At 60.5% G+C, this 26,233-nt stretch carries 21 protein-coding genes; 5 read left to right on the top strand and 16 right to left on the bottom strand.

Annotated elements, in window-relative coordinates; genetic code table 11:
- Nucleotides 1–9: 9 nt before the first annotated feature.
- Nucleotides 10–927, top strand: coding sequence for a hypothetical protein (locus AC1RN6_RS22975; RefSeq protein WP_493007785.1), 918 nt, complete (start codon nt 10–12; stop codon nt 925–927).
- 101 nt (nt 928–1,028) lie between these two features.
- Here the strand turns inward: AC1RN6_RS22975 and AC1RN6_RS22970 are convergent, their stop codons facing one another.
- The 4 genes from AC1RN6_RS22970 to AC1RN6_RS22955 all read right to left on the bottom strand — a co-directional run bounded on the left by AC1RN6_RS22970 (nt 1,029) and on the right by AC1RN6_RS22955 (nt 5,546).
- On the bottom strand, nt 1,029–2,639 hold the full coding sequence (locus tag AC1RN6_RS22970; RefSeq protein WP_493007784.1) for an ABC transporter substrate-binding protein: 1,611 nt from the start codon (nt 2,637–2,639) through the stop codon (nt 1,029–1,031).
- A 137-nt stretch (nt 2,640–2,776) separates the two neighbouring features.
- Complete coding sequence (locus tag AC1RN6_RS22965) at nt 2,777–4,969, bottom strand: putative bifunctional diguanylate cyclase/phosphodiesterase (RefSeq protein WP_493007783.1); 2,193 nt, start codon at nt 4,967–4,969, stop codon at nt 2,777–2,779.
- Nucleotides 4,970–4,982: 13 nt separating this feature from the next.
- Nucleotides 4,983–5,156 (bottom strand): hypothetical protein, encoded by a 174-nt coding sequence (locus AC1RN6_RS22960; protein WP_493007782.1) that lies wholly within the window; start codon nt 5,154–5,156, stop codon nt 4,983–4,985.
- Nucleotides 5,157–5,285: 129 nt separating this feature from the next.
- On the bottom strand, nt 5,286–5,546 hold the full coding sequence (locus AC1RN6_RS22955) for a hypothetical protein (protein ID WP_050478500.1): 261 nt from the start codon (nt 5,544–5,546) through the stop codon (nt 5,286–5,288).
- A gap of 218 nt (nt 5,547–5,764) precedes the next feature.
- Between AC1RN6_RS22955 and AC1RN6_RS22950 the strand changes: the two genes are divergently transcribed.
- Entirely contained in the window at nt 5,765–6,535 is a 771-nt protein-coding gene (locus tag AC1RN6_RS22950) for a glutamine amidotransferase (protein ID WP_493007781.1), read from the top strand.
- A 30-nt stretch (nt 6,536–6,565) separates the two neighbouring features.
- Here the strand turns inward: AC1RN6_RS22950 and AC1RN6_RS22945 are convergent, their stop codons facing one another.
- From AC1RN6_RS22945 to scpC, 4 genes are all read right to left on the bottom strand, one after another.
- On the bottom strand, nt 6,566–6,952 hold the full coding sequence (locus tag AC1RN6_RS22945) for a response regulator (RefSeq protein WP_493007780.1): 387 nt from the start codon (nt 6,950–6,952) through the stop codon (nt 6,566–6,568).
- The gene (locus tag AC1RN6_RS22940) at nt 6,949–7,404 is read right to left on the bottom strand and encodes a response regulator (protein WP_493007779.1); all 456 of its coding nucleotides are present in this window, start codon (nt 7,402–7,404) and stop codon (nt 6,949–6,951) included. The genes AC1RN6_RS22945 and AC1RN6_RS22940 overlap by 4 nt, the downstream gene beginning before the upstream one ends.
- A complete protein-coding gene (locus AC1RN6_RS22935; protein WP_493007778.1) occupies nt 7,397–9,028 on the bottom strand; it encodes a sensor histidine kinase in 1,632 nt (543 codons plus the stop codon). The genes AC1RN6_RS22940 and AC1RN6_RS22935 overlap by 8 nt, the downstream gene beginning before the upstream one ends.
- Before the next feature lie 403 nt (nt 9,029–9,431).
- Entirely contained in the window at nt 9,432–10,934 is a 1,503-nt protein-coding gene (scpC, locus tag AC1RN6_RS22930) for a succinyl-CoA:acetate CoA-transferase ScpC (RefSeq protein ID WP_493007777.1), read from the bottom strand.
- Between the two features lie 155 nt (nt 10,935–11,089).
- Between scpC and AC1RN6_RS22925 the strand changes: the two genes are divergently transcribed.
- Together AC1RN6_RS22925 and AC1RN6_RS22920 are read left to right on the top strand one after the other, a co-directional pair.
- Nucleotides 11,090–11,983, top strand: a complete 894-nt coding sequence (locus AC1RN6_RS22925; RefSeq protein WP_493007776.1) for a LysR family transcriptional regulator — start codon at nt 11,090–11,092, stop codon at nt 11,981–11,983.
- Nucleotides 11,984–12,129: 146 nt separating this feature from the next.
- Nucleotides 12,130–14,220, top strand: coding sequence for an FUSC family protein (locus AC1RN6_RS22920; protein ID WP_493007775.1), 2,091 nt, complete (start codon nt 12,130–12,132; stop codon nt 14,218–14,220).
- Between the two features lie 26 nt (nt 14,221–14,246).
- Here AC1RN6_RS22920 and AC1RN6_RS22915 read toward each other — a convergent pair whose 3' ends face one another.
- From AC1RN6_RS22915 to AC1RN6_RS22905, 3 genes are all read right to left on the bottom strand, one after another.
- Complete coding sequence (locus tag AC1RN6_RS22915) at nt 14,247–15,182, bottom strand: HDOD domain-containing protein (protein ID WP_493007774.1); 936 nt, start codon at nt 15,180–15,182, stop codon at nt 14,247–14,249.
- A gap of 139 nt (nt 15,183–15,321) precedes the next feature.
- A complete protein-coding gene (locus AC1RN6_RS22910; protein ID WP_493007773.1) occupies nt 15,322–16,278 on the bottom strand; it encodes a DMT family transporter in 957 nt (318 codons plus the stop codon).
- 98 nt (nt 16,279–16,376) lie between these two features.
- Entirely contained in the window at nt 16,377–17,132 is a 756-nt protein-coding gene (locus AC1RN6_RS22905) for an AraC family transcriptional regulator (RefSeq protein ID WP_493007772.1), read from the bottom strand.
- A gap of 136 nt (nt 17,133–17,268) precedes the next feature.
- Here AC1RN6_RS22905 and AC1RN6_RS22900 point away from each other — a divergent pair, with 136 nt between their 5' ends.
- Entirely contained in the window at nt 17,269–17,589 is a 321-nt protein-coding gene (locus AC1RN6_RS22900; protein WP_493007771.1) for a hypothetical protein, read from the top strand.
- On the opposite strand, the gene AC1RN6_RS22895 is transcribed toward AC1RN6_RS22900, so the two are convergent.
- The 5 genes from AC1RN6_RS22895 to AC1RN6_RS22875 all read right to left on the bottom strand — a co-directional run bounded on the left by AC1RN6_RS22895 (nt 17,577) and on the right by AC1RN6_RS22875 (nt 25,926).
- Complete coding sequence (locus AC1RN6_RS22895; RefSeq protein WP_493007770.1) at nt 17,577–18,905, bottom strand: YihY/virulence factor BrkB family protein; 1,329 nt, start codon at nt 18,903–18,905, stop codon at nt 17,577–17,579. The genes AC1RN6_RS22900 and AC1RN6_RS22895 overlap by 13 nt on opposite strands.
- Before the next feature lie 8 nt (nt 18,906–18,913).
- On the bottom strand, nt 18,914–21,049 hold the full coding sequence (locus AC1RN6_RS22890; RefSeq protein WP_493007769.1) for an AsmA family protein: 2,136 nt from the start codon (nt 21,047–21,049) through the stop codon (nt 18,914–18,916).
- A gap of 288 nt (nt 21,050–21,337) precedes the next feature.
- Nucleotides 21,338–22,039 carry a glutathione S-transferase N-terminal domain-containing protein gene (locus AC1RN6_RS22885; protein ID WP_493007768.1) on the bottom strand — a complete coding sequence of 234 codons (702 nt, stop codon included), beginning with the start codon at nt 22,037–22,039 and terminating at the stop codon, nt 21,338–21,340.
- 6 nt (nt 22,040–22,045) lie between these two features.
- Nucleotides 22,046–25,159 carry a bifunctional diguanylate cyclase/phosphodiesterase gene (locus AC1RN6_RS22880; RefSeq protein WP_493007767.1) on the bottom strand — a complete coding sequence of 1,038 codons (3,114 nt, stop codon included), beginning with the start codon at nt 25,157–25,159 and terminating at the stop codon, nt 22,046–22,048.
- Nucleotides 25,156–25,926 (bottom strand): substrate-binding periplasmic protein, encoded by a 771-nt coding sequence (locus AC1RN6_RS22875; RefSeq protein ID WP_493007838.1) that lies wholly within the window; start codon nt 25,924–25,926, stop codon nt 25,156–25,158. Before AC1RN6_RS22875 ends, AC1RN6_RS22880 begins: the two co-directional genes overlap by 4 nt.
- Nucleotides 25,927–26,233 lie beyond the last annotated feature (307 nt).

Here is a 26,233-nt window from a genome sequence, read left to right as displayed (position 1 = left end):
GGATTTCGTATGCACCACTTCAAACACCGACCGTCGTCAGATGTGCTTTTACGCTTCTTCGCTGCGCTGGTTGCAGTATGGCTGGCATTCTGCGGCGCGTCCGCCGCCGCTGCGGATACGCCATCCGGCGCTGCCGCTCTGCAAGAGAAATACCAATCCTTGCAACCGCAACTGGCGCATAACCAGTTTTCTCGCCCGGTTTATCTGAACTCGTCTGAGAGTTCTTCCACCATCAAAGGCGACATCTATGCGGTCGTCGATTATCCGTTCGCCCAGGTGCACAGCGCCTTGACTGCCCCCGTGAACTGGTGCGATGTGCTGATCCTGCACCTCAACACCAAGTACTGCCGCGCCAGCGCCAACAAGGCGCCTGCGACGCTCAGCATGCGGGTCGGCAAGAAATACGACCAGGCGCTGGACGACGCCTATCGGCTGGACTTCACCTACCGCGTGAACGCCGACAGCGACGACTACTTCGACATCCGCCTCAACGCCGACAAGGGACCGCTGGATACGCGCGACTATCGCATCCAGCTGGAAGCCGTTCCGATTGCAGACGGCCGCAGCTTTCTGCATCTGACGTACTCCTACGGCTACGGCTTCGCCAGCCGCATGGCGATCGGCGCTTATCTGGCGACGGCGGGCAGCAGCAAGGTCGGCTTCACGCAGCTGGAGAAATCGGACGGCGGCAAGCCCGCTTATGTCGGCGGCATGCGCGGTACCGTCGAACGCAACACCATGCGTTACTACCTTGCCATCGACGCCTACCTCAGCGGACTGGCAACGCCGCCGGCGCAACAGCTGGAGCAGCGTCTGCAAACCTGGTTTGCCGCCACCGAGCGCTATCCGCGCCAATTGCACGAAGTCGACAAGGCCGAATACCTGGCGATGAAGCGCAAGGAGTATGCGCGCCAGAATACGGAATAGACGCCCGGTTCAATATCTGCAGCATTGAGTCGCCAATTCATCAGCGTAAAAAGCCGGCCTCCAGGGCCGGCTTTTTTATGGTGCTGCATCAATGCGGCAGATCAGTCGAAATACAAATCCGCAAAACTGCCGCGCAAACCTTCCGCCGTCGGCGCGTAGTTCTTCACCTTTTTCGCGGCAATCGTAATGCTCGGATTGGCGCCGAATTCAATCGACGGAATGTCGTCATGCACCACCTTCTGGAAATCCAGGAACAACTGGCGGCGCTTGTTCTCATCCACTTCCACCGATGCAGCTTCCAGCAAACGATCCGCTTCGGGATTCACATAGTGCGGCGCATTCGAAAACGGCAAACCGACCTTGAAGTTCTTGGACCAGAACACGCGCTGTACACCCACGGTCGGATCGAATACGTTGGCCAACGCCTCCAGCGTCAGGTCGAAGGCGCGCTCCGTGTAGGCTTTGGTGACATACGTCCCGAAGTCGTAGTTCTCGATGTTGGCGTCGATGCCGATACGGCTCAGCGACTGCCGCACGAAGTCGGCCGCACGGCGCTCCTGGAAGGGGTTGTACAACAAGCGCAGGCGGAACCGCACGCCATCCGCGCCACGCTTGAGACCGGCGGCATCCAGGGCGGCTTCCGCTTCCTTCGGGTTGTACGAGAAATATTTGATATCCGGATTGTGATATTTGCTGTTGAGCGTGCCGATCACGGATGCCGAGACCTTGCCGTAGCCGTACCAGACCACCTTGTTCAAGGCATTGACGTCAATCGCCTGCGAGATCGCGCGGCGCACTTCCAGCTTTTGCAATACCGGGGTGTCGAGATTGAAATACAACTGCTGCTGCAGGCCGATGTACGCCCAGTTGGTGGTGTCGACATTGATCTTCGGCAGCTTGCTGAAACGGGTGACGTCCGATAACGGGATCGCTTGTCCGGCCAGGTCGGCGGCACCCGACTCCAGTGCGGCGGCACGCGCCAGCGCATCGGGAATGAAGCGCACGATCACCTTGTCGAGATACGGCTTGGGCTTGTCCCAGTAATTGGGATTGCGCTCCAGCACGATATGGCTGCCCTTGACGAATTCCTTGAAAATAAACGGTCCGGTGCCGACCGGCGCGCTGTTGTATTTGCTGTTGAGGATATCGGTCTTGTCGTAGAGATGCTTGGGCACGATCGGCGACTCTGCGCCGGCCAGTGCCGTCAACAGCGTCGGCGATGGTTTCGACAGCACGATGATGGCGGTGAAGGTATCCGGCGTCTGCACTTCCGTCACGTTGGCAAAGGTGGCGCGGCCGCGAGGATGCACTGTCTTCAGCGTGAGAATGGAAAAGGCCACGTCGGCGGAAGTGAAGTCCTTGCCGTCATGCCATTTGACGCCACGGCGCAGGTTGAAGCGATATTGCAGGCCGTCCTTGCTGATGCTCCATGATGTCGCCAGCAGCGGCTTGGGATTGAGATTGAAATCGTAAGTCAATAAACCTTCGACGATCTTGGGACCCAGTTCGGTATTGCCGCCTGCGGTTGTCGTCAGCGGCAAGATCGACGACGGTTCCGGCGTAACGATCCAGGTCAGCGTACCGCCCTGCTTCGGCTCCGCTGCATTGGCGAGCTGGCCGAGTCCTGACAACGCTGCTACAGCACCTGCGGCAACTACGGCCGCAGCAGCCATCACGCTGCGTGCAAATGTTCTTCTTCCCCACTTCTTCATGCTATCCCCGAGACATTAATAAAACATGCCATCTTAGTAAGCGGGGAAAAGCACGGTCAACGAACAAGAACGTGTTTGCTTAGTCGTTTTATTTATTCCCAGTGCCGGCGCGAACGCATGCGGCCACAAGACAGCCGTCAGGTCTCGGCTTGCGCACCGCCCAGATACCAGCGCGCTTCGATCTCGCTGGCTGACAATGGCTTCGAATGCAAATAGCCTTGCACGATGTCGCAGCCGGCCGCGCGCAAAAAGTCATGCTGCTCCTGCGACTCCACGCCTTCCGCAACAACTTGCAGATGCAGCTTGTGCGCAATCGCAATGATCGCTTCCGTGATCGCGATGTCGTCAGCGTCGCCGGGAATGCCCTTGACGAAACTGCGGTCGATCTTGAGCGTGTCCAGCGGATATTGCTTAAGGCTGGCCAGCGAGGAATAGCCAGTGCCGAAATCATCCACCGAAATCGTCACCCCCAATTGACGCATGCGCTTGAGCAGCACCACCGCCTCCTGCGGATTCTGCATGATCGCGCCTTCCGTGATTTCCAGCTCCAGCATGGCCGACGGCAGGCCGCTATGCGCCAGCGCATTGTCGATGGTCGACAGCAAATCATCGGATGAAAACTGGCGCGGCGACAGGTTCACGGCAATACGTCCGAACTGGTAGCCGCGGTCGAGCCAGGCCTTGCCCTGGCGGCAGGCTTCACGCAGCACCCACGCGCCCAGCGGCACGATCAGACCGGTCTGTTCCGCCAGCGTGATAAAGCTGCCCGGCGCCACCAGGCCTCGCGTCGGATGTCGCCAGCGGATCAGCGCTTCGGCGCCGCAGATGGCGCCATCGCGTGCAGAGAATTGAGGCTGATAATAGAGTTCGAATTCTTTGCGCTCAATCGCATGACGCAGGCTGTTTTCCAGCAGCATCTGCTCCAGCGCGTGATTGCTCATTTCCTTGCTAAACAGCTGGAAGGCATTCTTGCCGCGTTCCTTGGCGTGGTACATGGCGATGTCGGCGTTCTTCAGAATCGCGATCGCATCTTCGCCATGTTCCGGGTAAGCGGCGCTGCCGATGCTGGCACTGATGAACATCTCGTGCCCGTTGATCACGAACGGCCGCAAAATGCTGTTGATGAGACGCTGTGCAATCGCCGCAATCATCTCCTGCGGCGGTGAACCGCCAAGGATCACCACGAACTCATCGCCGCCGAAACGCGCCAGCACATCGTCCGGACGCAATTGTTCACGCAGCCGCTCCGCCGCCGCCACCAGCAACTGGTCGCCGGCATGATGGCCGAGCGTGTCGTTGACGGTCTTGAAGCGGTCGAGATCGATGAAGAACAGCACCAGCGTTTCGCCGGAGGTCTGCGCCGCCTCGATCTGCTGCGCAAAAATCCGCATCAGGCTATTGCGATTGAGCAGGCCGGTCAGGCTATCGTGGTCGGCGAGAAAGGCCAGTTTGTTCTCGGCTTCCTTGCGTATCGTGTTGTCGGTAAACACGCCGACGTAATTGGTGATGCCGCCCTGGTTGTCGCGGATCGCTGAAATCGACAGCCACGCCGGATACCAGCTGCCGTCCTTGCGGCGGTCTTTCATTTCACCCTGCCAATGGCCGTCGGATGCCAGGCGCTGCAGCATGCCGCGGTTGATTTCAGCCTGCGCGCCGGGACCGGTCATCATGCGCGAGCGCTTGTCCATCGCTTCTTCCGGGTGATAGCCGGTAATGCGTGTAAACGCCGGATTGACGGCCAGGATGCGGAACTCGGCATCGGTGATGAGGATGCCTTCGCTGGTCGATTCGAACACGCGGTCGGCCAGGCGCGACTGCCATTCGGATTGCACCTTCTGGTTGACGTCGAGCGCCATCTCCACCAGCGCGGTGCCGCCGTCGTACTGGCACACGCTGCCGTGGACTTCCACCCAGCGGCGCGTGCCGTCGCGGCTCAGGATGCGGTGGGTATAGCGCACGTGTTCTTCCACGCCGGTGAGGCGCGCGTGCAAATTCTCTTCCAGCAGCGCCAGGTCCTCGGGTGCGGTGAGGTTGGCGATGTGCAGCCCGATCAGGTCGGCGGCGCATTCGTAACCGAGCATATTGGCCATCTTGTCGTTGGCGTGCAGGATGCTGCCGTCGCTGCGCAACATGTATACGCCCACCAGCGACTGATCGGCGAAGTAGCGGAAGCTGCGCGCCAGATCGGCCGACGGCGCGCGCACCTGCTGATGGAGGTGGCAGGCGTAGGCGTGCGCACGCGCATGCGCACCGCGAGCGCGCGCCGAACGGCCGTAGCGTGCCTGAATGGCGACGAACGCATTCGATAATCGTCTTTGCAATGCTCTCAAGCTTTTTCCTGTATCAGGCCCGGCCGCGAACCTGTTGCCGGTTGCGTGCCATTGCCTGTGTCTCCGATGATTTTTTTATGCGTCTTCCGTTTTGGAAGATGGCCGGCCTGTCTTTGTCGCCGGTGCGGCGCCGCTGCACGGTATCGCCCTGATGCGGCTTGCCGTGCGCCATGCTTTTATCGTGCATTTTGCGCGCAGGCGCTAGATTAGCACGCCCGCTGCGCCCTCCTCACGATTCCACGCCAAAATAGCAGCGCCAGCTTACGCCGGGCTTGCGGAGTTTCCCTGCATCACTATTATCACTATGAGAGGCAGCTTATTGGAGGTCTTCCAGGCTGAGAGAAATATATTGGCGCAGGACAGGCTCGGCCAGCTTTTTCTTGACCGCGTCGGCGATGCGCGCGCGGTGTTCGGTATACAGTGCAACGATGTTGTTGCTGGTGAGGCCGCCGATGGAAATCAGCGTGGCGCGTGCCACGAAGCCCGGCAGCACGGTGCCGTTGTTGCGGATGATGAAGGTCACGCGGTCGTCGCCGGTATCCTTGGGGCTTTCAAGCAAAAACTGTTGTTTCGACATGCAACGGCATCAACTGAATCATGAACGGGCCGCATCGTAACATACCGACGCCGACATCGCACTACGAAAAATGCGCGGCCAGGATGCAAGCCGCCAGGCCTGCGCCTGGCTTTTTTATTGTCTGTTTTTTTGCTTGCCATGGCTCATCGTTGTATACGTTAAAATATAGCGAAGTTATCACCATACCATTCCCGCCGCTGCGGCCTGGAAGATCGTCAATGCAACAGGAAAAAACCATGAAGAAAGCGCTGGCGCTACGCCATGTCTCGTTTGAGAATCTGGGACAACTGGAACCCCCGCTGAAGAAGCGCGGCTTTGAGGTCAGCTATTTTGAGGTGGGAGTGGATTCCTTCCCGGCCATTTCACCGCTCGACGCCGATCTGGTGGTGGTGCTCGGCGGCCCGATTGCGGTGTACGACATGGACGCCTATCCCTACCTGCGCGCCGAGATAGCCTGGCTGCGCGCGCGCCTGCTGGACGACCTGCCGACGCTGGGCATCTGTCTCGGCGCGCAGTTGATGGCCGCGGCGCTGCATGCGCGTGTCTATCCGGGAACATCCGGAAAGGAAATCGGCTGGGGCACATTGCAGGCAGGCGAACACGCTGCCGAAATCCCCTGCATCGAAGAACTGATCGGCAACGGCACGCACGTGCTGCACTGGCATGGCGACACCTTCGACCTGCCGGCCGGCGCAAAGCATCTGGCCTCGACCGACCGCTATCGCAACCAGGCATTCTCGTGGGGACGCAACTGCCTGGCGCTGCAATTCCATCCGGAGTTCGATGTGCGCATGGTGGAGCAATGGCTGATCGGCCACGCCCATGAAATCGCCCATACACAGGAAGTCAGCCTGGCCGGACTGCGTTCGGGCGCGCTGCAATACGGCCGCAGTTTTCAGAACGCTTCACATGCTTTCTGGAACGGCTGGCTGGCCAGCATCAGCACCCCGGCTAAGGCTAAGAGAACGACCGCCGAGCAAGCCGGCTAAGTCGCCGCAGCATCTCTAGCCTGCGGCGACTTAGCCGGCCTGTTGCTGCAGAACCTGCTTCACCAGATCCGGCAGCTCGTCGAGATAGTCCTGCGTTTTCGGCAAGACATGCGCAATACCGCAGTTGAGCGCTTCACTGACGTGCGCATCGTCGGAAAATCCGCTGCACATCACCGCAGGAATATGCACGCCCTGCTCGCGCAGTTCATTGTAGAAATCCAGGCCGCTCATGTTGTCATCAAGCTGGTAATCAATCACCAGCAAATCGAATCCACCGTCGCGCAACAGACTGCGCGCCTGCACAATGCTGCTGGCGGTGCCCACCGTGTAGCCGCGCTTTTCCAGACGACGCCGCGCCAGCATGCGCAAACCTTCATCGTCATCAATAATCAAAATGGCGGGGTCGGATGCAGTCATGTGCCGTTGCGTCCCGCAGCCGGTACTTTGATGATTTGCAGGAAGAAGCCGAGACGGCGCACCGCTTCGATGAAGGCTTCGTACTCCACCGGCTTGGTGATGTAGAGATTGCAGCCATAGTCGTAGCAACGCTCGATCTCGCGCGGATCATCGGTGGTGGTCAGCATGATGATGGGAATGGACGCGGTGGCCTCGCTTTCCTTGAGGCGCTTGAGTACGTCGACGCCGCTCACACGCGGCATGTTGACGTCCAGCAGCACCACGATGGAGTCGAAGCCTGGTTTGTTCGGCGCACCGTCGCTATTGAAGAAATAATCGAGCGCCTCCTGCCCATCCTTCAAGCGCAGAAAGCCATTCGACAAACCGGCGCGACGCAGGTTCTTCTCCACCAGCAAGGCGTGGCCGTCGTCGTCTTCGACCAGCAGGATGCCTACTTCTTCGCTATCAGCCATGAGTTTGTTCTCCTTGAGCAAGTTGGCTTGCAGGACTGTCTGCCGGCGTAACCGGCAACGAGGTGTAGAAGGTGGTGCCGGCGCCTTCGGTGGACTCGACCCAGATCTTGCCGCCGTGCCGCATCACGATCCGCTTGATCAGCGCCAGACCCACGCCCTCTCCTTGAGCCACGTCTGCATGCAGACGATTAAAAGCCGAAAACATTTTTCCGAGATAATCGGCCGGAATGCCCAGGCCGTTGTCCTTGACGTAATAAGTGCGGTAGCCGGGCTGTCCGGGATCCGACGGCAGCACGCCGATCTCCACCGTCCCCGGCCGCTTGGGATCGAGATAATTGACGGCGTTGCCGATCAGGTTGCCGAAAATCTGTTCCACAGCAGTCGGATCGCCGTAGCACGGCGGCAGCGGCTGCGCCAGCACCAGCGCCTCACGCTGACGGATGGTGGAGCTCATGGCATCGATCACGCGGCCCACGACCTCGTTGACGTCGGTCAGTTGCGACTGATATTCGACACGCCCCACACGCGACAGACGCAGCATGGAATCGATGATCGATGCCGAGCGTGAAACCGCCGTGCGAATGAACTTGAGCGACACTTCCACATCGTCTTCAATCAGATCGTGGATGCGCTGCTTGTCCTTGTCGTTGAGGTTGCTGTCAGAAATGGTGTCGTGCATTTCCCTGATCGAGTGATGCAACTCCTTGCTGAAACCCTGCAGATTCACCAGCGGCGAACGCAAGTCATGCGACACGCTGTAGATGAACATTTCATTGTCCTGCGTCTGCCGCTGCAGATCGTCATTGACCAGCGCAAGTTCGCGCGCGTGGCGTTCCAGCTGCTCACGATAAATCCGGGCATTTTCTTCCGCCTGCTTGAGACGGCCGTGGGTCTCGTGCAATACCTTATCCAACGCCGTGATCTCGTCGTTGCCGCCAACCGCCGAGGCCAGGGTGCCGCCTTCGCTGAGTTGCCGCGCGTTGTCAGTCAGCACGGCGAGCCGGCCGCCGACATCCTTGCTGAATATTTTCGCTGCAATGGCCGCCGCCACAATCGAGCCGGCCAATGCGATCCACAATGCAATGTTCTGCAGCCTGCGTGCTTCGATGACGCGCTTCTGGCGCACATCGTCCAGCGCTTCTTCAACCTTGATGAACTCCACCAGTTGCCGCTGAATGACCTGGATCAGACGCAGCGCCTTGGGGTCGCGCAGGGCGGCCACCAGCTCGTCGCGGCGGCCGCTCTTGAGCAACTCGGTTTGCAGATCGGTCCAGGCGCGGTATTCCTTCACCGATTCACGGATCTGTTCCGTGAGGCGCAGCTGCGGCGGATTGTCTGCGACAAAATCACGCAGCTCATTGACCTCTTTGTCGATGCTTTCCCACAGATCGTTTTTTTCAAGACCGCTGGGATCGTCAAGAATAATGGCCGCACGCAGACGCGCCGATTGCAACAATACCGGCTCGCGGACTTCCGCAGCCTGGATGATGACGTCCTTGGTATGCAGAGCCCACACCTCGGCCTGCGTGGCGTTCTCCTGGCTCTTGTACAACACCCCCAGCAAACCCAGTTCAAACAGGCCAGGAATTGCAACCAGCAACAGACCTTTTTTGAAGAGCTTCATAAACGGCTTCTCTCTCCGGAAAAACACGTCAATAAATGAATCGGAACGTCCCCCCGGTGCAAACCTTCTGTCCCGGACAATTTGTACTTTATTATTTTAAGGAAGCATCCGGATTCGTTCGAATTAATCCCCACATCTTGCATTTACGTTACTGAAAGTTACGCTCATGCCAACAAGTTATTTAATGGCATCGTCTCATAAACAATTTCAAACCGCTATTGATTTTTGTGCGATCCACGCAAGGAAGACAACGCGCCACGCCCCGCAACGCGGCTTGCACGAACGACAACTATTGTTCTCTTCTCAACAAAACAAGAAGGTGGACATCCGCCACCCGACCACCTCCGGAGTCGCTCAGAAGTCGAATGGCAGTGCATCAAGGAATGCAGGCAAATGCGTGAAATCAATCCGGCGACGCGGTTGGCTTCATCGTTTTGCTGCCTGCATAGCGCACATGCCAGGACAAGGCCTCGGCCAGCACGTGCGGGGTCTGGCCGCCGCTGGCGTCGCAGGCGCGTGAAAAATATTCATGCAAGGCTGGACGATAATCGGGATGGACGCAACGTTCGATGATCAGCGGCGCGCGTTCGCGCGGCGCCAGTCCGCGCAAATCGGCCAGGCCGTATTCCGTCACCAGCACATCGACATCGTGTTCGGTGTGATCGACATGCGACACCATGGGCACCACGCTGGAGATATCGCCGCCACGGGCAACCGACTTGGTGACGAAGATCGACACCTGCGCGTTGCGCGCGAAATCTCCCGAGCCGCCGATGCCATTCATCATGTGAGTGCCGCCGACATGCGTCGAATTGACGTTGCCGTAGATGTCGAACTCCAGCGCCGTATTGAGTGCGATAAGACCGAGTCGGCGCACCAGCTCTGGATGATTGCTGATCTCTTGCGGCCGCAGCACGATGCGCGAACGGTAGCGATCGAGATCTTGCATGAACTTCGCATTCATCGCCGACGACAAGGTGATCGACGAGGCCGACGCGAACGCCAGCTGACCGGAGTCGAGCAATGCAATCGCGCTGTCTTGCAACACTTCCGAAAACATCGTCAGGTTGCGAAACGACGATTGCGTCAAACCATGCAACACCGCGTTGGCGATGGTGCCGATGCCGGCCTGCAGCGGCGCCAGTTCAGGCCCCATGCGACCGGCTGCCACTTCGCCTTCGAGGAAAGTGATGACGTGGCGCGCGATGGCGTTGGTTTCTTCATCGGGCGGCAACACGCTCGAGGGGCTGTCCGGCGTATCGGTGATGACGATGGCGGCGATGCGTGACGGGTCGACGGGAATCGCGCGCGTGCCGATGCGCTGGGCCGGATCGGTCAGCGGGATCGGTTGACGCGACGGCCGCGCGGCCGGCAAATAGATATCGTGCAAACCGGCCAGCGCCAGCGGCACGCTTTTGTTGAGTTCGATGATGACCAGCGGCGCCTGCTCGACGAAGCTGGCCGAGTTGCCGACCGACATGGTCGGGATGATGCCTTCGGCCGTGACGGCCACCGCCTCGATGACCGCGATGTCGATCTTGCCCGGCATGCCGGCCCGCAGCTGCTCGACCGTTTCGGACAAATGCTGGTCGATGAACATCACCTCGCCGGCATTGATCTTCTTGCGCAAGACGCTGTCGACCTGGAACGGCAAACGGCGGGCCAGTAATCCGGCTTCCGCCATCAGACCGTCGCTGTCGTTGCCCAGCGAGGCGCCGGTGACAACGGTAAAGTGCAAATCTTCGGTTTTGGCACGCTCGGCCAGTGCGCGCGGAATGGCCTTGGCGTCGCCGGCGCGGGTGAAGCCGCTCATGCCGATGGTCATGCCGGTGTGGAACAGGCTGGCGGCTTCGCCGGCGGACATGACTTTGTCCACCAGCGAAGACGGGATGCGCTCGCAATGCATGTGGTTCTCCAACTCGATTTTAGACGGGATAAAGATGGTTCTCCGCCATCTTTGCGAACGAGTATAGAATCGGAAATACATGCACTTCATGATTTAAATGCGCTGCATGCAGTCGTTTTCCGAATACCTGATTTCTCTCATTTTTTACTCTCGCCATGGACATTCGCGCACTGCGTTACTTTTCGGAAACCGTCAGACTGAACAGCTTCAGCCGCGCCGCCGATGCGCTGCATGTGACGCAGTCGACGGTCAGCAAGATGGTGCGCCAGCTCGAAGACGAAATGGATGCACCACTGCTGATCCGCTCGGGGCGCAGCCTGCAGCTGACCGATACCGGCCGCATCGTCTATGAACAGGCGCAGCAGATCCTCGCCAATGTGCAGCGCCTCAACACCGAGGTCCACAACACCCGCAATCTGCGCCAGGGCCATCTGGAAATCGGCATCCCGCCGATGGTCAACATCCTGTGCACGCCGGTGCTGAAGGCCTTTCGCGATCGCCATCCGGATATCGCCATCACGCTGGTGGAAGATACCGGCCCGCGCATCGAACAGCGCGTCGCCGCCGGCACGCTGGAGATCGGCATGACGGTGCTGCCCATAGATCCAGAGCTGGAACTGAGCCTGACGCCGGTCGCGCGCTACCCGATCTGGGCGGTGGCGCAAGCCGGACGTTTCCAGAAACAGCGCAGCACGCTGCCCTGCAAAGCACTCAAGGACATGCCCTTGCTGCTGCTGAACAACGAGTTCGGCCTCACGCGCACCTTGCGCAGCATGTTCCGCGACGCCGGCATCGAACCCGGCATCGCTGCTCAAAGCGGCCAGTGGGACTGGCTGGTCGGCATGGCGCTGGCCGGCATGGGCGTGGCGCTGTTGCCGGAACCCTTTGTGCACCGTATCGCCACCGACCAGTTGCAGCCGGTGCGGCTGACCGAGCCTGAAGTGCAGTGGCAAGTCGCCTATGTCACGCGCGGCGGCTATCTGTCGCATGCGGCGCGCGCCTGGCTGGCGCTGAGCGAAGAACTGTTTGCCGGCGGCAAGACAGCCTGAACGCATCGCTGCGCAGCCATGAAAATTCCGACTGGCTACCGCGCATTTAAGTCATACCCGGCATAGCGGCAGTTTCTATACTGCGAAGACCGACATCCGTCTTTTGCGTCTTCCCGTCTTGTGACGGCTACCGCCCTTCCGCCAGCATGCCGCGCTCTCTTCGCCATTCCGCCTTTACGTTTTTCGCGATGCCCTTGCGCCGCTGGGCCGCCGCTTTTCCGCTGCGCAACGCCAGCCTGTCCGAAGGACTGCGCGCCGCCTTCGGCGCAGGCACCATGCTGATGCTCGGCGAATGGCTGCACAATCCGCTGTTTTCGTGGGCGGCCATCGGCGCCTTCCTCACTTGTCTGGCCGACAGCGCCGGATCGAATCGCGCACGCCTGGCCTCCATGGGCGGCTTTGCAGTCGCATCCACTGTGGGCGGCATGTTTGCCGCAACCTTGTCCGGCATGGGCATGCCGGTCGGTTTGCTCGCCATCATGTGCTGCGCGGGGATTGCCGGTTTCGCCCGCATTTACGGCGCAGCGACCGGTCTCGTGCTGATGCTGGCGGCAGGCGTCTCGGCGATCCTGGCCGATTTCCCGGTAGTGCTGTGGCCGGTGCAGCATAGCCATGTTCTGATTTATTTTGCCGGCTGCCTCTGGGCGGCCTGCCTGGGACTGACTGTCTGGCGCATCCATCCGTTTGCACCGGCGCGCCATGCGGTAGGCCGCGTCTACGGCTCGCTGGCCGAACTGACGCGCATCGCCGGAGCCAACGCCGCCGACCCCGGCTTTCAGGAAGAAAACGCCGCACAGACGCGACGCCATGCGCGCGCCGATATCGCGGCGGCAAAGTCGACCTTGATGGCGATCGCTGCTGACCGCGCCGATGCCCGTCCGCTCTATGAAAATCTTCTGATCAAACTGGCGCGCGCCGATGCGCTGCTCGACTGCATCACGGTGCTGGGCGACCTGCGCATGTCCGCTTATGCAACGCCGGCCTCACGCCTGCGGCTGGGCCGCGTGTTGCTGGCAATGGCTTTACTGCTGGAAGAAATCCAGCGTAGCCTCGTTGCGTCGCGCTATCGCATGAGCGAAGTCGACGATGCTCGCGCCGTGCTTCGCCTGCGCCAGTTGATCGGGCGCATGCCCTCCAGGGCAGCGCAATTGCTGCAGCTTCCCGACTTGCACGATGAGGCCGGCCTGTCCGTGCTGGCCGATTGGAAACGCGCTGCGCGCAAAGAACCCTCCGCGCCGGCCTTGCATGACAATGTCATCGACATGCTGCGCGTCGCCGCGTCACATCTGCGGACCGGTTCTGCCGAAGTACGGCATGCGCTGCGTTGCGCCGTGGCCGCCGGCGCCACTTATCTGATCGTACATTTGCTGGAGCTGCCGTTCGGCTATTGGGCAACGATGGCGACGATGCTGGTCATGCAGCCATCGATTGCCGACAGCTGGTCGCGCAGCATGGAGCGCGCTGTGGGCAGCATCGTCGGCGGCGTGCTGGCGGTGTTGCTGTGTGTAATGATCCATTCGCCGCTGGTGCTGGCCTTGCTGGTGTTTCCGCTGTCGCTGCTGGCGATGGGATTGCGTCCGGTCAGTTATGGTTTGTATGCGACCTTCCTGACGCCGGTCTTCGTGCTGGTGGCGGACGTCGCCAGCGATCCGCAACAGCAGTTGAGCAATGCCCTGCTGCGTGCCGGCAATAACGTCATCGGCACGATCGTGGCGATTGTCGCCACCTACCTTCTGTGGCCGCGCCGGCAGGAAGCCAATCTGCACCGCAGCCTGTCGCACATGATCAGCGTCAATCTGGCCTACCTGCGCAGCGCGCTGGATACCTCCCACAATACCGCGCAGATGCACGCGCATCGCCGCACGGCCTGCGTCGTCAATATCGAAAACGGATTGCTCTTGCAGCGTCTGCTGCGCGAACAGGACATGGATGGCATGAAGACCCATCATGCACGCGTCAGCGTAGCCTTGTCGCGCCGCCTGGCGAGTGCGGCGACGCATATCTGGATGCATGGGGAACAGGAAAAGAACGAAGACACCCCGCACATCGAATTGAATCAGTGGCTCGACCGCATGGATGACCTGTTTGCGCGCCAGCTGACCGTCAATGCTTCCTGCGCCCGGCTCCTGCAGCAACGCCCGGTAATGCAGGATATGGCGCAGGCCGATGCGGTGGAAACCCTGTGCCTGCTGGCGCTCGCCATGTATCCGGAATTGCAGCGCACTGGCGAACCGTAGTCCGCCGATCGGAATAGCCGGCGCCTTTATTCCGCAGGCTGCTCCAGCAATTGCTGCATCACGTCGCGCGTAGGCGGCATGGGATGCGTGGCGATCTTGACCATCGAACCCCACTCGACCCAGTCGCGGGCAGTGCGGTCGCAGATGGCGATCACATGATCGACTTCACCGGCCAGCGGCAGCCCGGCATCCAGCAAAGCTTGCAAGGCGGCCAGGCGGTCCGCTTCGGCAGCGACGCAGTAGTCGGCCACCGCGCCCGCCACGTGCAGCATCTGCGCCAGCCGCAACTGGCGCGACTCGTCATGCAGGCCCGATTGCTCCGGCGTCTCGTGATGCAGCACCGCTTCGCAAAACAGGCGTGGAATATCCCAGTCCTGCATCATCGCTGCGGCCAGCTCCAGATGGCTGTAGCCGAACCGTGTTTTTTCCGCAGCGCGGAATTGTTCAGGATCGACGCCCTCTCCCAGCAGCGCCGAATAAGCGTCCGGACGCGCCGATGCAAGACCGAGGCGACCGATATTGGCCAGCAGGCCGCTGGCAAACATTTCGCTCGGCGGTGCATCGCCGTAGTAATCCGCCAGGGCCTGCGAGGCACAGGCCATCGCCACCGTGCGTGCCCAGAATGCGGCGTAATCGAAGCCGGGACAGCCATCGTCGCGCCGCTCGGTCGTCAGCGAAATCGCCAGCGCCAGTTGACGCACCGCATGCAAACCGATCATCAGCAAAACATCCTTGCTGATCGCCACAATCGGCCGCCCCTTGTTGATGGAAGCGCCGTTGCCGATCTTGATGATGCGCCCGGCCAGCACCGGATCGGTCTGAATCTGCGTCACCAGCTCCGGCAGGGAAACGTCTTCCTGCCGGCACATGCGCATGATGTTGAGGCGCACGCCGCTGGGCGACGGCAAGGTGTCGTCCTGTTTCAGAGCTTCGAAATCGATGGGATCAATGAAGTTAGTCATAAGGGACCATTCCAATCGGCGCCACACATTTACTGGCGCAATCCACCGATGTTATCAGTTACTGCAGCCGCAAGGCTATGCAATAAAAACGCACGAGGCATCCGTGCCTCACTATTGCAAAAAAGAAAACTTTGACACGCTATGCCTGCACCGCGGCTGCCGCCGGCTCCCGGTGCAGCGACGCGCACCACAACACACCGCTGACCAGGCAGACGATCGCCAGCAGTTCCAGCCGGGTCGGCAGGCGTTGCTCCCAAAGGAATCCGTAGAGCAACGCAAACAGGGTTTCGAAGATGATCATCTGGCCGCTCAGCGTCAGCGGCAGCAGCCGGCTGGCGCGGTTCCAGAAGGCGTTGCCGACCACCGATGCGAAGATCGCCACAGTCGCCGCCACTGCCCAGAAGCGCAGCCAGTCGGCGGCGCCGTGGCCTTCCATGCCGTGCGAAAACGCTGGAATCACCAACACCAGCGCCAACGCGCCGGTGACGATGCCGGTCAGCAGCGACCAGTCATGCGAGGAGATGTCGGGACGGCGCGACAGCCAGCGGCTGTTGCGTACCGAATAGGTCGACCATGACGCCAGCGCACCGAAACCGCACAGCAAACCCGCAGCGCGCGTAGCCATATCGCCTCTGGCGGTTTCCGCCGACAAGGCTTCAACGCCAACCAGCCCGACGCCGAACAGGCAGAGCGCCATCGGCGGCAGCAGCGCACTCAGTTTCAATGCGCCTTCGTCGCGGGCGCCGATCACGCTCACCACCACCGGCAACAGGCCGATGATCAGCGAAGTCGAGGCGCCGCCCGCCCACTGCACGGCGCTCGCGAGAAAGAGGTAATAGAGAATGTTGCCGAGGAAACTCAGGTAGACCAGCGCGATCCATTCCTCGCGGCCGAGACGCGGCGCCAGCGCACGCCAGCGCGGCAACAGCAGCAGGACCGCGACCAGTCCGTAGGCCAGATAACGCGCCGCCGACAATTGCAGCGCGCTGAAATTGCCCAGCATCTGCGGCGCCAGGAACACCAGTCCCCAGAACGCTCCGGCGGCGACGCCGTTGCCTACGCCAATGAGAATCTTGCCCTGCCCTTTGTTTTCCATCCTGCACCTCGTTTCACTATTGTCATGCAGGATAGTGAAATGGCCCGGGGATGTATTGACCGCGCCTCGCCAAAAATAGGCCGAGGCTACTGACAATGCTATTTGCGGTGTTGGCTGCGGTGCTGGCTGCGATATGCGGCGGGAGTCAGCCCGGTAGTCCGTCGCATGGCACGCGTCAATGCGCTTTGATCTGAATAGCCGGCGCGCAGTGCCAGCTCGGCCAGCGGCACGTCGGATTCCACCAGCGCTTCCTGCACCAGGCGCAGACGCAGAGCCGACAACCACTCTTGCGGCGTCTGCTGCAACTCGGCCTTGAATAGAGCGTGCAGGCGACTCACGCTGAGATTGGCGACCCGCGCCATCGCCGCCGCGGTCCAGACGCGTCCGGGCGCAGCTTCGATCCGGCGCAACAAGGCTTGCAGACGCGATGCGCGTTGCGGCATGGCGGTCAAGGCATCGAGCAGCAGCGGCGTGCAATGACGCGCCACCGTATCAGGCAGTTGCCCCACGGGACGATCCGTGCCGATGCTGAGATCGATGAAGTCGAGCAGGCGCCGGACCGCTGCCGGGATCGGTAAAAAAGTTTGCAGCCGCAAGCGCTCGGCATCGTCTTCGCCGATGTCAGCGAGATCGCAGTCAAGAATCAGGAAGCGATTTTTGCCGCTGGCGGATTGCACATGGCTGGTGTCGGGCGCCACGAAAGCAGCGCGCGCGATGTCGAGCTTGTCGCCGCGGCCGTCGACTTCGATCTCCATTTCCCCTTGCATGGGCAAGACGATCTGGACGTGCTCGTGCCGATGCAGGACGCCGTCGCCGCCATAGGTGCGAAAAGTCAGAGGATGAGAAATTGCCATGCGGGTATTGTAGTACCGCACAGACTTCGGGGATTATTTTGCGCCGCAGGGGCTTAAGGAAATTCCTGATACCGTTGTCAATTCGATCATCTTAAACTCCTTTCCATCCCCACACGACATCCTCAACGGAGCCACGATGAACGCCACCAGCAACGAGACCACCAACGATATTTCTCTCAGCTACTGCATCGCCAACTATGCAGTGACGCTCGACATACTGGCATTGCTGGTGAGGAAGAATTACCTGACGCGCGAAGATGCGCTGGAGTCGGTACGCCGCGCCCGCAAGCTGGCCAGCCTGTCCAACGGCACGCCCGGCGAATACGACTACATTGCCGCTGCGAAAGAATGCATGGAAGTGATCGACCAGGTGTTCAAGGCCGACACCTCGCATCTGTCACCGTCGGCGGCAACCGTCGCCAACACCGTCGGCAGCATGGAAGCTCAGGCCTCCTGAGCGTGCTTCGCGAGCGTCTGACGCTTCGCCCGCGAACCGAAATTGTTGGCGTAGATCCAGGTGAATTCTGCGCCCAGCAAAAAGATCTGCGACGAGTAGTAAATCCAGGCCAGCAGCAAGGCAAATGATCCGGCTGCGCCGAAGCCTGAGCTCATGCCGGTGCGCCCCAGATACAAACCGATCAGCGACTTGCCGATCAGGAACAGAATGGTCGTGGCAACCGCGCCGATCCGCACGTCGTGCCAGGACAGATCGGCGCGCGGCATGAATTTGTAGATCGCCGAAAACAGCGCCGTAAAAACGCCGAAGGAAATCAGCAGATTCAGAACCTGCATGAAGATTTCCCAGCCTTCGATCCAACCGCCCCACCACTTGCTCAACGCCGCCAGCGCGGCGCTGACCACCAGCGACACCATCAGCATGAAACCGAGGCCGAGTATCAGGCCGAATGACAACAGCCGCGTACGGATCAGCAGCCAGATGCCGTTGCCTCGGACAGCGACCGGCGTACGCCAGATACGATCAAGCGCATTTTGCAATTCGGCAAAAACCGCCGTGGAGCCGATCACCAGCGTGATAACGCTCAGCGTGGTGGCGATGGCGCTATCGGACGACACGCTGACCGAGCGCAGCAAACCCTGCACGGCAATGGCTCCCTCTTCTCCCACGATACTGCGGATCTGCCAGACGATCTCGCCTTGCGCCGCATCCTGTCCAAAGATCATGCCCGCGATTGCGATGGCGATGATCAGCACCGGCGCAATCGAGAATGCCGTGTAGTAGGCAATCGCCGCTCCCATGCTTGGCGCGAAATCATCCAGCCACGCATTGACGGCGGCACGGCTCAATTGCCATGCCATCTGCCAGCGGTTGCCGGGCGTGATCCTGACGACGTCGGCGTCCAGCAACTTGTCTTGCTTCGCGGGCAACTGCGCTGCCTTGGCTTCAATTTCAGTAGCCAGCGTCACTGCTTTTCTGGAGTGTTCCTGCGCTTCTTCCTGCTGACGTTTGGCACGCCATGAGGCGAGCATTGACAAGGCGCTGGTCAGCACCGGCAACAAATCATGCATGAGCCTGGCGTCAGGCTGCAGAGATGGAGGTTGATGCGCATGGCGTTCTGACGAAGGCGATGCCGGTGCAACGGTTTGGGTAACCGCATTGCGCTTGCCCTGATTTCGATTTTTGCGACGGCGTCCCAGCAACACGCCCAGCACCGTGACGGCAGCGGCGCCGATCAGGATATTTTTTTCCGTAGCAGACATCGGTGCCGCCGGTTGCCGGGAAGATGATTGCTGCGGATGATCGCGGCCTTCCATCGTATCTCCTATTTTTTCTCTTGCTGCGATTTTTGCACTTCGCCCTGTGTCACCGGTTTGGCGGGCGCAGCAGTCGGTTCCGATTTGGGATCGGCGCGTGTCTGCGCCGCCTTGACCAGGGCGCCGGCACAATCGGCATCCTTGACATTGCCCATGTTGACCAGCGGCAGCACGGCAGCCAACGGGGAAGCGATGGCCAGAGCCGCAGCCGCCCCCGCCTTCAGCGCCAGCGGCCCCTTATAGGGACCGACGTCGGGATGCTTGAAGCTGCCCTTGGCGTACAACGGCGTACGCAGCGAAAAGATACGCACCCCCTTGGTCTTGGGCCGGACGTCGAGGTTGAGCAATTCCCGGGCGAGATCGATGTCGCCGGTGACGTCAACCCGCGCATCGTCAGTGTCCACCAGGAACTGGCGGATACCGGCACGGCCATCCTTGACCTCGAAGTCGCTGGCCAGGCAGTTGAGATGCACCTGCTTGTCGCCGAATACCTTGGCGAAGACAGCATTGGCGACGTTCAACCCGGCCGCTTCGAGAATGAATTTACTGACGGATCCTTCGCTGACCACGGCGCCAAGCTCACCGTTGGACGAGCCCAGCATCGCCGAGATGGAATTGCCGTGGCCGGTCAGCGCGGCGTCGGCGTTCACTTCACCAAAGCTTGCGCTCATCGATTGCAGCGCAGGAAACAGCTCGCGCACTTTCAGTTTGCGCGCCGCCAGTTTGACTTGTGCATTGATGTTTTTCTGGCGGCCGTCGAGCGAGATGTTGGAGGTGACATTGCCGCCTGCCATGCCGAAATTGAGCGGCGTCAGGCTCAGCACTTTGTCCTTCATGTGGATTTCGGCGACGATGTCTTGCAGCGGAATGTTTTCGCTGCGCACCAGCTTCTTGCCCTTGAAGGTGACGTCGGCATCCAGCGCACCCCATTTTTCGGTATTGAATTGTTCGACCGGCAGCGCCTTATCATCCGGCTGCACAGCCGCCTTGCCGCGCGCCTGCTTTTGCGCGTTGCTGTCCGCGCCTACGGCCGGACCCAGGTCTTGCAGACGCAATTGCTTCGAAGTCACTTCCCCGCGCAGCAAGGGACGCGGCTGGCGCGGCAGATATTGCACGGTGCCGGCCAGATCGCTGCTGCCGACGGTACCGGTAAAGTTCTGATAGGTCCAGTTCCAGACCTCGCCGTCCTTCTTGCCGATCAGGCGGCCGCGGGTGGCGTAAGGCGGTGTTTCCGGCAGCAGCACGCCGGTCAGCGGATACAGATTGGCCATACTGGAACCGCCCAGCGTCAATTGCAGATCGATGCCCGACAGCGAACGCGGATCGGTCAGCGTACCGTCGACGCCGACCTTGTTTTCGCCGAGCTGGGCATTGGCCTGAATCGGATAGACGGTGTCATCCTGCTCCAGTGTCATGACGGCGCCGGCCTTGCCGGATCCACTGACCTTGGCTTTGCGATAGGTGCCGCCCAACTCGAATTGCAGACCGAACTTTTCTACCGAATTTGCGGGCGCAGTAGTCTGTGTCTGTACTGCTGCCGCCGCCGCAGCTTGTCGCGCCTGCGCTGCGTCCACCTTGTCGGCAATGGATGACACCCTGGCCTGCAGATCGAGCGCGATGATGCCGTCGACGTAGCGGATGGTGCCGCTGGAAAATGCCAGGCGCTGCACCTCGACGCTCCATGCCGAAGGTTCCGAAGAATTCTGCCTGAAGGTCCAGGTATTGCTGCCATCGGCGCGGCGTTCCAGTGCGACGGCAGGCGCATCGAGGACGACGTCGGTCAGCACCACCGTCTTGCGCAACAGGTCGAGCGGATGCAGCGCGATATCGACACGGCGCGCGACAAACATCTGCGGTCCGGCGCTGCTCCACGAAGGATTGGAAAGATGCACATCGCTGGCGCTGATCTGCGGCCGCGGCACGTAGCGTCGCCAGCCATGCTCGGTGCGCAAGCCCTGATGAAAACGGACTTTGAGATCGCCCTGGATGGCGAAGTCGCGGCCGGTGAGCGCCGACACCTCGCGGTTAATGAAGGGCCGCGCCAGGTTCCAGTCGAAGACTGCAATAAAGATGACGAGGGCCGCGACGAGCAAAAGTATCGCCAGCAAACCGGTCAGGACGTAACGCACTATCGGGTGTCTCATTCGCGAGCCTATGAAGAATGTTTTTTGACTTCTCGCTACTGGGGTGAAATAGAAAGCGTGCAAAGCATACAAAGCGGCGCAAAACCCGCGCCTCGACCATAGCGTACGGACAAGCCGCGACCGGCGGCATAAGAAGACGCCTTCTTTACTTGTAAGACTTGGGGAAGGATGCGTGCGGAAAACGCGAACTACGGACAAGAAAATGGCCGGCTTGCTAAGGGCCGGCCACTTCTGTTGAGTTCCGCTTGGTATTGCAGCGGTGACAACCCGCTGATTGGTTTTTTGCGATCAGCCGCGTGCAGGGATCGCCAGGCCCTTGGTCACGGCAGGCCGCGCCACAAACGCCGCCAGTGCGCGCGCCACATGGGGGAAGTCCTTGAAGCCGACCAGTTCGCCTGCCTCATAGAAACCGATCAGATTGCGCACCCACGGGAAGATCGCGATGTCGGCGATGCTGTAGTCGCCCATCACCCACTCACGCTCTGCCAGACGCTGGTCAAGCACCCCAACCAGACGGCGCGATTCGGCGACGTAACGGTCGCGCGGACGCTTGTCCTCAAATTCCTTGCCGGCGAAACGATGGAAGAAACCGAGCTGGCCGAACATCGGACCGATGCCGCCCATCTGGAACATCAGCCACTGGATGGTCTGGTAGCGTTCAGCCGGATCCTGCGACAGGAACTTGCCGCTCTTCTCGGCCAGATAGATCAGGATCGCACCCGATTCGAACAAGGTCAGCGGCTTGCCGCCGGGACCGTTGGGATCGATGATCGCCGGGATCTTGTTGTTGGGATTGAGCGAAAGAAATTCCGGCGAAAACTGATCGTTGGTTTCAAAGCTGACCAGATGCGGCTCGTAAGCGAGGCCGGCCTCTTCCAGCATGATGGAAACCTTGACGCCGTTGGGCGTAGGCAGCGAGTACAGCTGGATACGCTCTGGATGCTGGGCCGGCCACTTGGCGTTGATAGGGAATGCAGACAATGCGGACATAAAAACTTACTCCAGTATGGGATCGACTTCCTGGACGAATTTTTCAAAATCTTCCAGGGGCAATGGCCGGCAGAAGAAGTAGCCCTGATAGGCGTGGCACCCTGCATCGGCCAGGAAACTGCGTTGCGCATCGGTCTCGACGCCTTCGGCGATGACTCCCAGTCCCAGACTTTGCGCGAGTGCAACAATGGTCTTGGCGATGGAGGCATCGTTAGGGTCGACGAGAACATCGCGCACAAACGACTGATCGATTTTAAGCTGGTTCAGCGGCAAGCGCTTGAGGTAGGACAAAGACGAGTAACCGATACCGAAGTCGTCCAGCGAGAACTCGACGCCCTTGGCCTTGAGCGCGTACATCTTCTGGATGATGTCTTCGACGTTGTCGACCAGCAGGCTCTCGGTCAGCTCCAGCTTGAGGCGCTTGGGGTTGGCGCCGGTCCTGGCGATGATGCCGGAAACCGTCTCGACGAAATCGCTTTCGCGGAACTGCTGGGCGCTGACGTTGACCGCGATGGTCAGGTGCGAAGTCTCGACGCGTTTGGCCCACACCGCGAGTTGGGCGCAGGCGGTTTCCATGACCCAGTTGCCGAGCGAGAGGATGAGACCGGTCTCTTCGGCCAGCGGGATGAATTCACCCGGCGGCACCGTGCCGCGTTGCGGATGCTGCCAGCGCACCAGCACTTCGGCGCCGGTCACGCGGCCGCCTTCGACCACCTGGGCCTGATAGTGCAGCACCAGCTGGCCGCCTTCGATGGCCTTGCGCAGACCGGCTTCCAGCGCAGCGCGTTCCAGTACAACGGTCTGCATCGCAGGATCGAAGAAACTCATCGCATTGCGGCCGGTTTCCTTGGACTTGTACATGGCCAGATCGGCCTGTTTGAGCAATTCGTCGATGGATGCCTGGCGGCCGCGGAACACGGTTGCGCCGACGCTGGCGGTGGTGCGGTATTCGACGTCTTCCAACTGGTACGGCTCGTCCAGCACACTGAGGATTTTTTCGCCGATGGCCTTGGTCTGGGTCGCTGCCTCCTGCGGACTCTTGTGCAGACTTTCCAGCACCACCACGAATTCGTCGCCGCCCACGCGCGCCACGGTGTCGTTGGTGCGCACGCTCAATGCCAGGCGCTGCGCCACTTGCTTGAGCAACAGATCGCCCTTGTCATGGCCGAGCGTGTCGTTGAGCGTCTTGAAATGATCGAGGTCGATGAACAGCAACGCGCTGCAGGTTTTGTTGCGCGCACTCACGGCGATGGCTTGCTTGAGGCGGTCGAGCAGCAGCGTACGGTTCGGCAGGCGCGTGAGCGCGTCGAAGAAGGCCAGCTCCTTGATGCGTTCTTCGGCGATCTTGCGTTCGGTGATGTCGTGGTGAGTGCCGACGTAATGCGTGATGCTGCCGTCGTCGCTCTTGACTGCCGAAATGGTCAGCCATTCCGGATAGACCTTGCCGTTCTTGCGGCGTGTCCAGACTTCGCCCTGCCAGCCGCCGAAGCGCTGAATGGTTTCCCAGATCTCGTCGTAGAACTGCGGGCTGTGGCGATCCGAACGCAACACATCGGGCGTCAGACCGATGATCTCGGCGGCGGAGTAGCCGGTCATTTTGGCGAAGGCGTTATTGACGCGCAGGATGCGGCTTTCCGCGTCGGTGACCATGATGCCTTCGAGCGAATCGAACGCCACGGCGGCGATGCGCAGCTCGGCTTCGACCTGCTTGCGTTCGGTGATATCGCGGCCGCTGGTACGGTAGCCGGCGAGGGCGCCGTTGGCATCGTGAATGGGAATCCATGACGCCGACAGCCAGAACAGCGAACCGTCCTTGCGCACGCAGCGGAATTCGAGATCGTCGCCGCGTTCGCCGCGCAGCCCCTTGTCCAGCTCGGGTCCGACGCGCGGCAAATCTTCGGCGTAGATCATCTGCGCCCGGAGATCGTCCATCGCCATGCATTCTTCCACCGTGTAGCCGGTGTACTCTTTGACGGAAGGATTGATCCAGCGCGGCTTGCCGTCCATGCCCCACCAGATTTCCCAGTTGACGGTGCAGTCGGCGATGGCGCGGAACTGTTCTTCGCTGGCGCGCAGCTCGCGCGTCATCTTGCCCGCCAGGCGAATCGCGCGGCGGCGGCTGGACATCAGCGCCCATGCCAGCAAGGCCAGCAACAGAGTCAGGCCGATGCCGGTGACGGCCGTCTGCGCCTCGGCATTGCGGCCGTAGCGCGCATTGAAGTCGTCCATGGTGTTCATGGTCAGTGTCCAGTTGTGACCGGCCACGACCAGATATTCGGTCGCAGAAATCACGTCCTTGCCCTGGGCCCCGTCAGATGCTCCAGCGCCGGCAGAACGATACAACACTGCATCCGGAGACGGTTCCACGCCGTCGTAAATGGAAAACGCCACACCCATCGGCTGTTCGCCGTACAAGCTGGCAATCACGTCGCTCATGCGGAACGAGGCATGCACCCAGCCGATCAGATTGGTGCGGCGCTCGGCGATGGTGGATTGCGGCATGCCGCGTGCGAACACCGGCAGATACATGAGGAAACTGGCCTGCGACTCATTGCCGTTGTCGATGTCCAGCAGCACCTTGCCGGAAATGGCCGCCATGCCGGAATCGCGCGCTTTTTCCATGGCGCGGCGGCGCTTGGTTTCGGACCATGGATCGTAGCCGAAGGGTGCGCGGTTGGTGCCGACATAGGGCTCGCGCATGATGATGGGCGCATAGTCGACGCGGTCGCCTGCAGGGCGGATGGCGTAGTCGGCGAAACCGAGCTGGTGCATGCGCGCGATGTGAGCGGTCTTGTCGCTGTCGAGAATCCATTCTTCTGCGCCGATGGCCTGGATGCCGGAGAAGTTGGCGTCCAGGTTCAGCGAGGCGACGTAGTCGTGAAAGGCGGTGCGATCGAAAGTACCGGACGCGGCAAACAGGCCTTGCACGCCATGCAGCATCTGCTCATAGCTGGCGATACGCTGCTCGACGCGGCTGACTGCCTCGCGCAAGGAAAAATCGAACTGCGCGTGCAACTCTTTCTGCGACGCCTGGCGTTCGTGATCCCACGCCAGCCATGTCACGCTGAAGCCGGCGATCATGATCGCCAGCGGTAGCAAGATCTGCCGGATCCAGTTCACGGCTCCGCCTGGAATTCAACCATCGTTGCAGCCAGCGATGGCGAGAAATATTTTTCGAAGATGCGGCGGATGGTGCCGTCGGCGCGCATCTCGTTGACCAGCGCGCGCCACTTCTCGCGCTCGGATTGCGACAAGGCTTTCTTCGACATGATGAGACCGTGCGGTACTGACGGATCGTTGAATTCGATGATCGAGGTCACGTCGCGGATGTGTTTCTCTTCCACTACCGGATAGTCGAAGGGCTCCATGATCATGCCCTGAATGCGGTTGGCCAGCAGCGCCTTGTACAAAGGATCGAGACCGCCGGCCTGGGTGACGCGATTGGCCGCAGTCAAGGTATCAACCAGACGGTTGGCCGAATCACTGTAGCGGAAACTGCGGATCACACCGAGACGGAATTTTTCGCTGCGCTCGAACTCCGCCAGTTGGCGCATACCGGCATCTTTGCGCACCAGCAGATAATACTTATTGCTGAAGTACCAGGCAAAGGAAGCGAAACGGCGACGTTCCGGACTGGCGATGCCCGACAGGCTGAAGTCGAGTGCGCCCGATTCGATCAGTTGCCAGATGCGTGCCCGCGACATCAGGCTGACGCCGACCTTGCAGCCGCTGCGGCGAATCAGTTCATCGGCAAAATCCTTGTCGATACCGGTGTCGGTATCGGCCGAGTACAACAGGCCGTGATCATGCAAAGCGAGGGTATAAGGGCGCGAACAATCGGGACCGCCGGCATTGGCGGCACCCGGCATCCAGGCCGCGAACAGCATGCTGCAAGCACAGGCAATACGGACAAAGCGGCGGCGGATCACCGTCCCCCCGGCGGTAAAAATGACAGAAATACGGCCCCCTTCGTGTGCATCCGTGTGCATACCTATTATGGTTTGCTGCTCATGTGCTGATGACTTGTTGACTATCGGCATTCGTTGTTCGTTGATTCGTTTGTCTGAGCGTTATTTTTTATTGCCTCAGACCAACACCGTGCCGTCATGAAAAACGACGCATCGCAACAGTGATCGGATTGCTGATCACTGGTGTCATGGTCGGCTGATGTTACCCGACGACCCACTAAACTGC

It is taken from the genome of Herbaspirillum sp. GW822-FHT03A08 (genome assembly GCF_058801885.1).
The sequence above is the reverse complement of the archived record's forward strand: the minus strand, read 5'-3'. Positions and strand labels throughout refer to the sequence as shown.

Bases quoted from the DNA above. Each gene is read 5' to 3' on its own strand.
- AC1RN6_RS22890 (WP_493007769.1), bottom strand. From the start codon at position 21,049: ATGAGACACCCGATAGTGCGTTACGTCCTGACCGGTTTGCTGGCGATA.
- AC1RN6_RS22905 (WP_493007772.1), bottom strand. From the start codon at position 17,132: ATGGCAATTTCTCATCCTCTGACTTTTCGCACCTATGGCGGCGACGGC.
- AC1RN6_RS22900 (WP_493007771.1), top strand. From the start codon at position 17,269: ATGAACGCCACCAGCAACGAGACCACCAACGATATTTCTCTCAGCTAC.
- AC1RN6_RS22885 (WP_493007768.1), bottom strand. From the start codon at position 22,039: ATGTCCGCATTGTCTGCATTCCCTATCAACGCCAAGTGGCCGGCCCAG.
- AC1RN6_RS22945 (WP_493007780.1), bottom strand. From the start codon at position 6,952: ATGACTGCATCCGACCCCGCCATTTTGATTATTGATGACGATGAAGGT.
- AC1RN6_RS22950 (WP_493007781.1), top strand. From the start codon at position 5,765: ATGCAACAGGAAAAAACCATGAAGAAAGCGCTGGCGCTACGCCATGTC.
- AC1RN6_RS22960 (WP_493007782.1), bottom strand. From the start codon at position 5,156: ATGCACGATAAAAGCATGGCGCACGGCAAGCCGCATCAGGGCGATACC.
- scpC (WP_493007777.1), bottom strand. From the start codon at position 10,934: ATGCATTGCGAGCGCATCCCGTCTTCGCTGGTGGACAAAGTCATGTCC.
- AC1RN6_RS22925 (WP_493007776.1), top strand. From the start codon at position 11,090: ATGGACATTCGCGCACTGCGTTACTTTTCGGAAACCGTCAGACTGAAC.
- AC1RN6_RS22975 (WP_493007785.1), top strand. From the start codon at position 10: ATGCACCACTTCAAACACCGACCGTCGTCAGATGTGCTTTTACGCTTC.
- AC1RN6_RS22935 (WP_493007778.1), bottom strand. From the start codon at position 9,028: ATGAAGCTCTTCAAAAAAGGTCTGTTGCTGGTTGCAATTCCTGGCCTG.
- AC1RN6_RS22955 (WP_050478500.1), bottom strand. From the start codon at position 5,546: ATGTCGAAACAACAGTTTTTGCTTGAAAGCCCCAAGGATACCGGCGAC.
- AC1RN6_RS22910 (WP_493007773.1), bottom strand. From the start codon at position 16,278: ATGGAAAACAAAGGGCAGGGCAAGATTCTCATTGGCGTAGGCAACGGC.
- AC1RN6_RS22970 (WP_493007784.1), bottom strand. From the start codon at position 2,639: ATGAAGAAGTGGGGAAGAAGAACATTTGCACGCAGCGTGATGGCTGCT.
- AC1RN6_RS22940 (WP_493007779.1), bottom strand. From the start codon at position 7,404: ATGGCTGATAGCGAAGAAGTAGGCATCCTGCTGGTCGAAGACGACGAC.
- AC1RN6_RS22915 (WP_493007774.1), bottom strand. From the start codon at position 15,182: ATGACTAACTTCATTGATCCCATCGATTTCGAAGCTCTGAAACAGGAC.
- AC1RN6_RS22875 (WP_493007838.1), bottom strand. From the start codon at position 25,926: ATGCTGTTCGCGGCCTGGATGCCGGGTGCCGCCAATGCCGGCGGTCCC.
- AC1RN6_RS22920 (WP_493007775.1), top strand. From the start codon at position 12,130: ATGCCGCGCTCTCTTCGCCATTCCGCCTTTACGTTTTTCGCGATGCCC.
- AC1RN6_RS22895 (WP_493007770.1), bottom strand. From the start codon at position 18,905: ATGGAAGGCCGCGATCATCCGCAGCAATCATCTTCCCGGCAACCGGCG.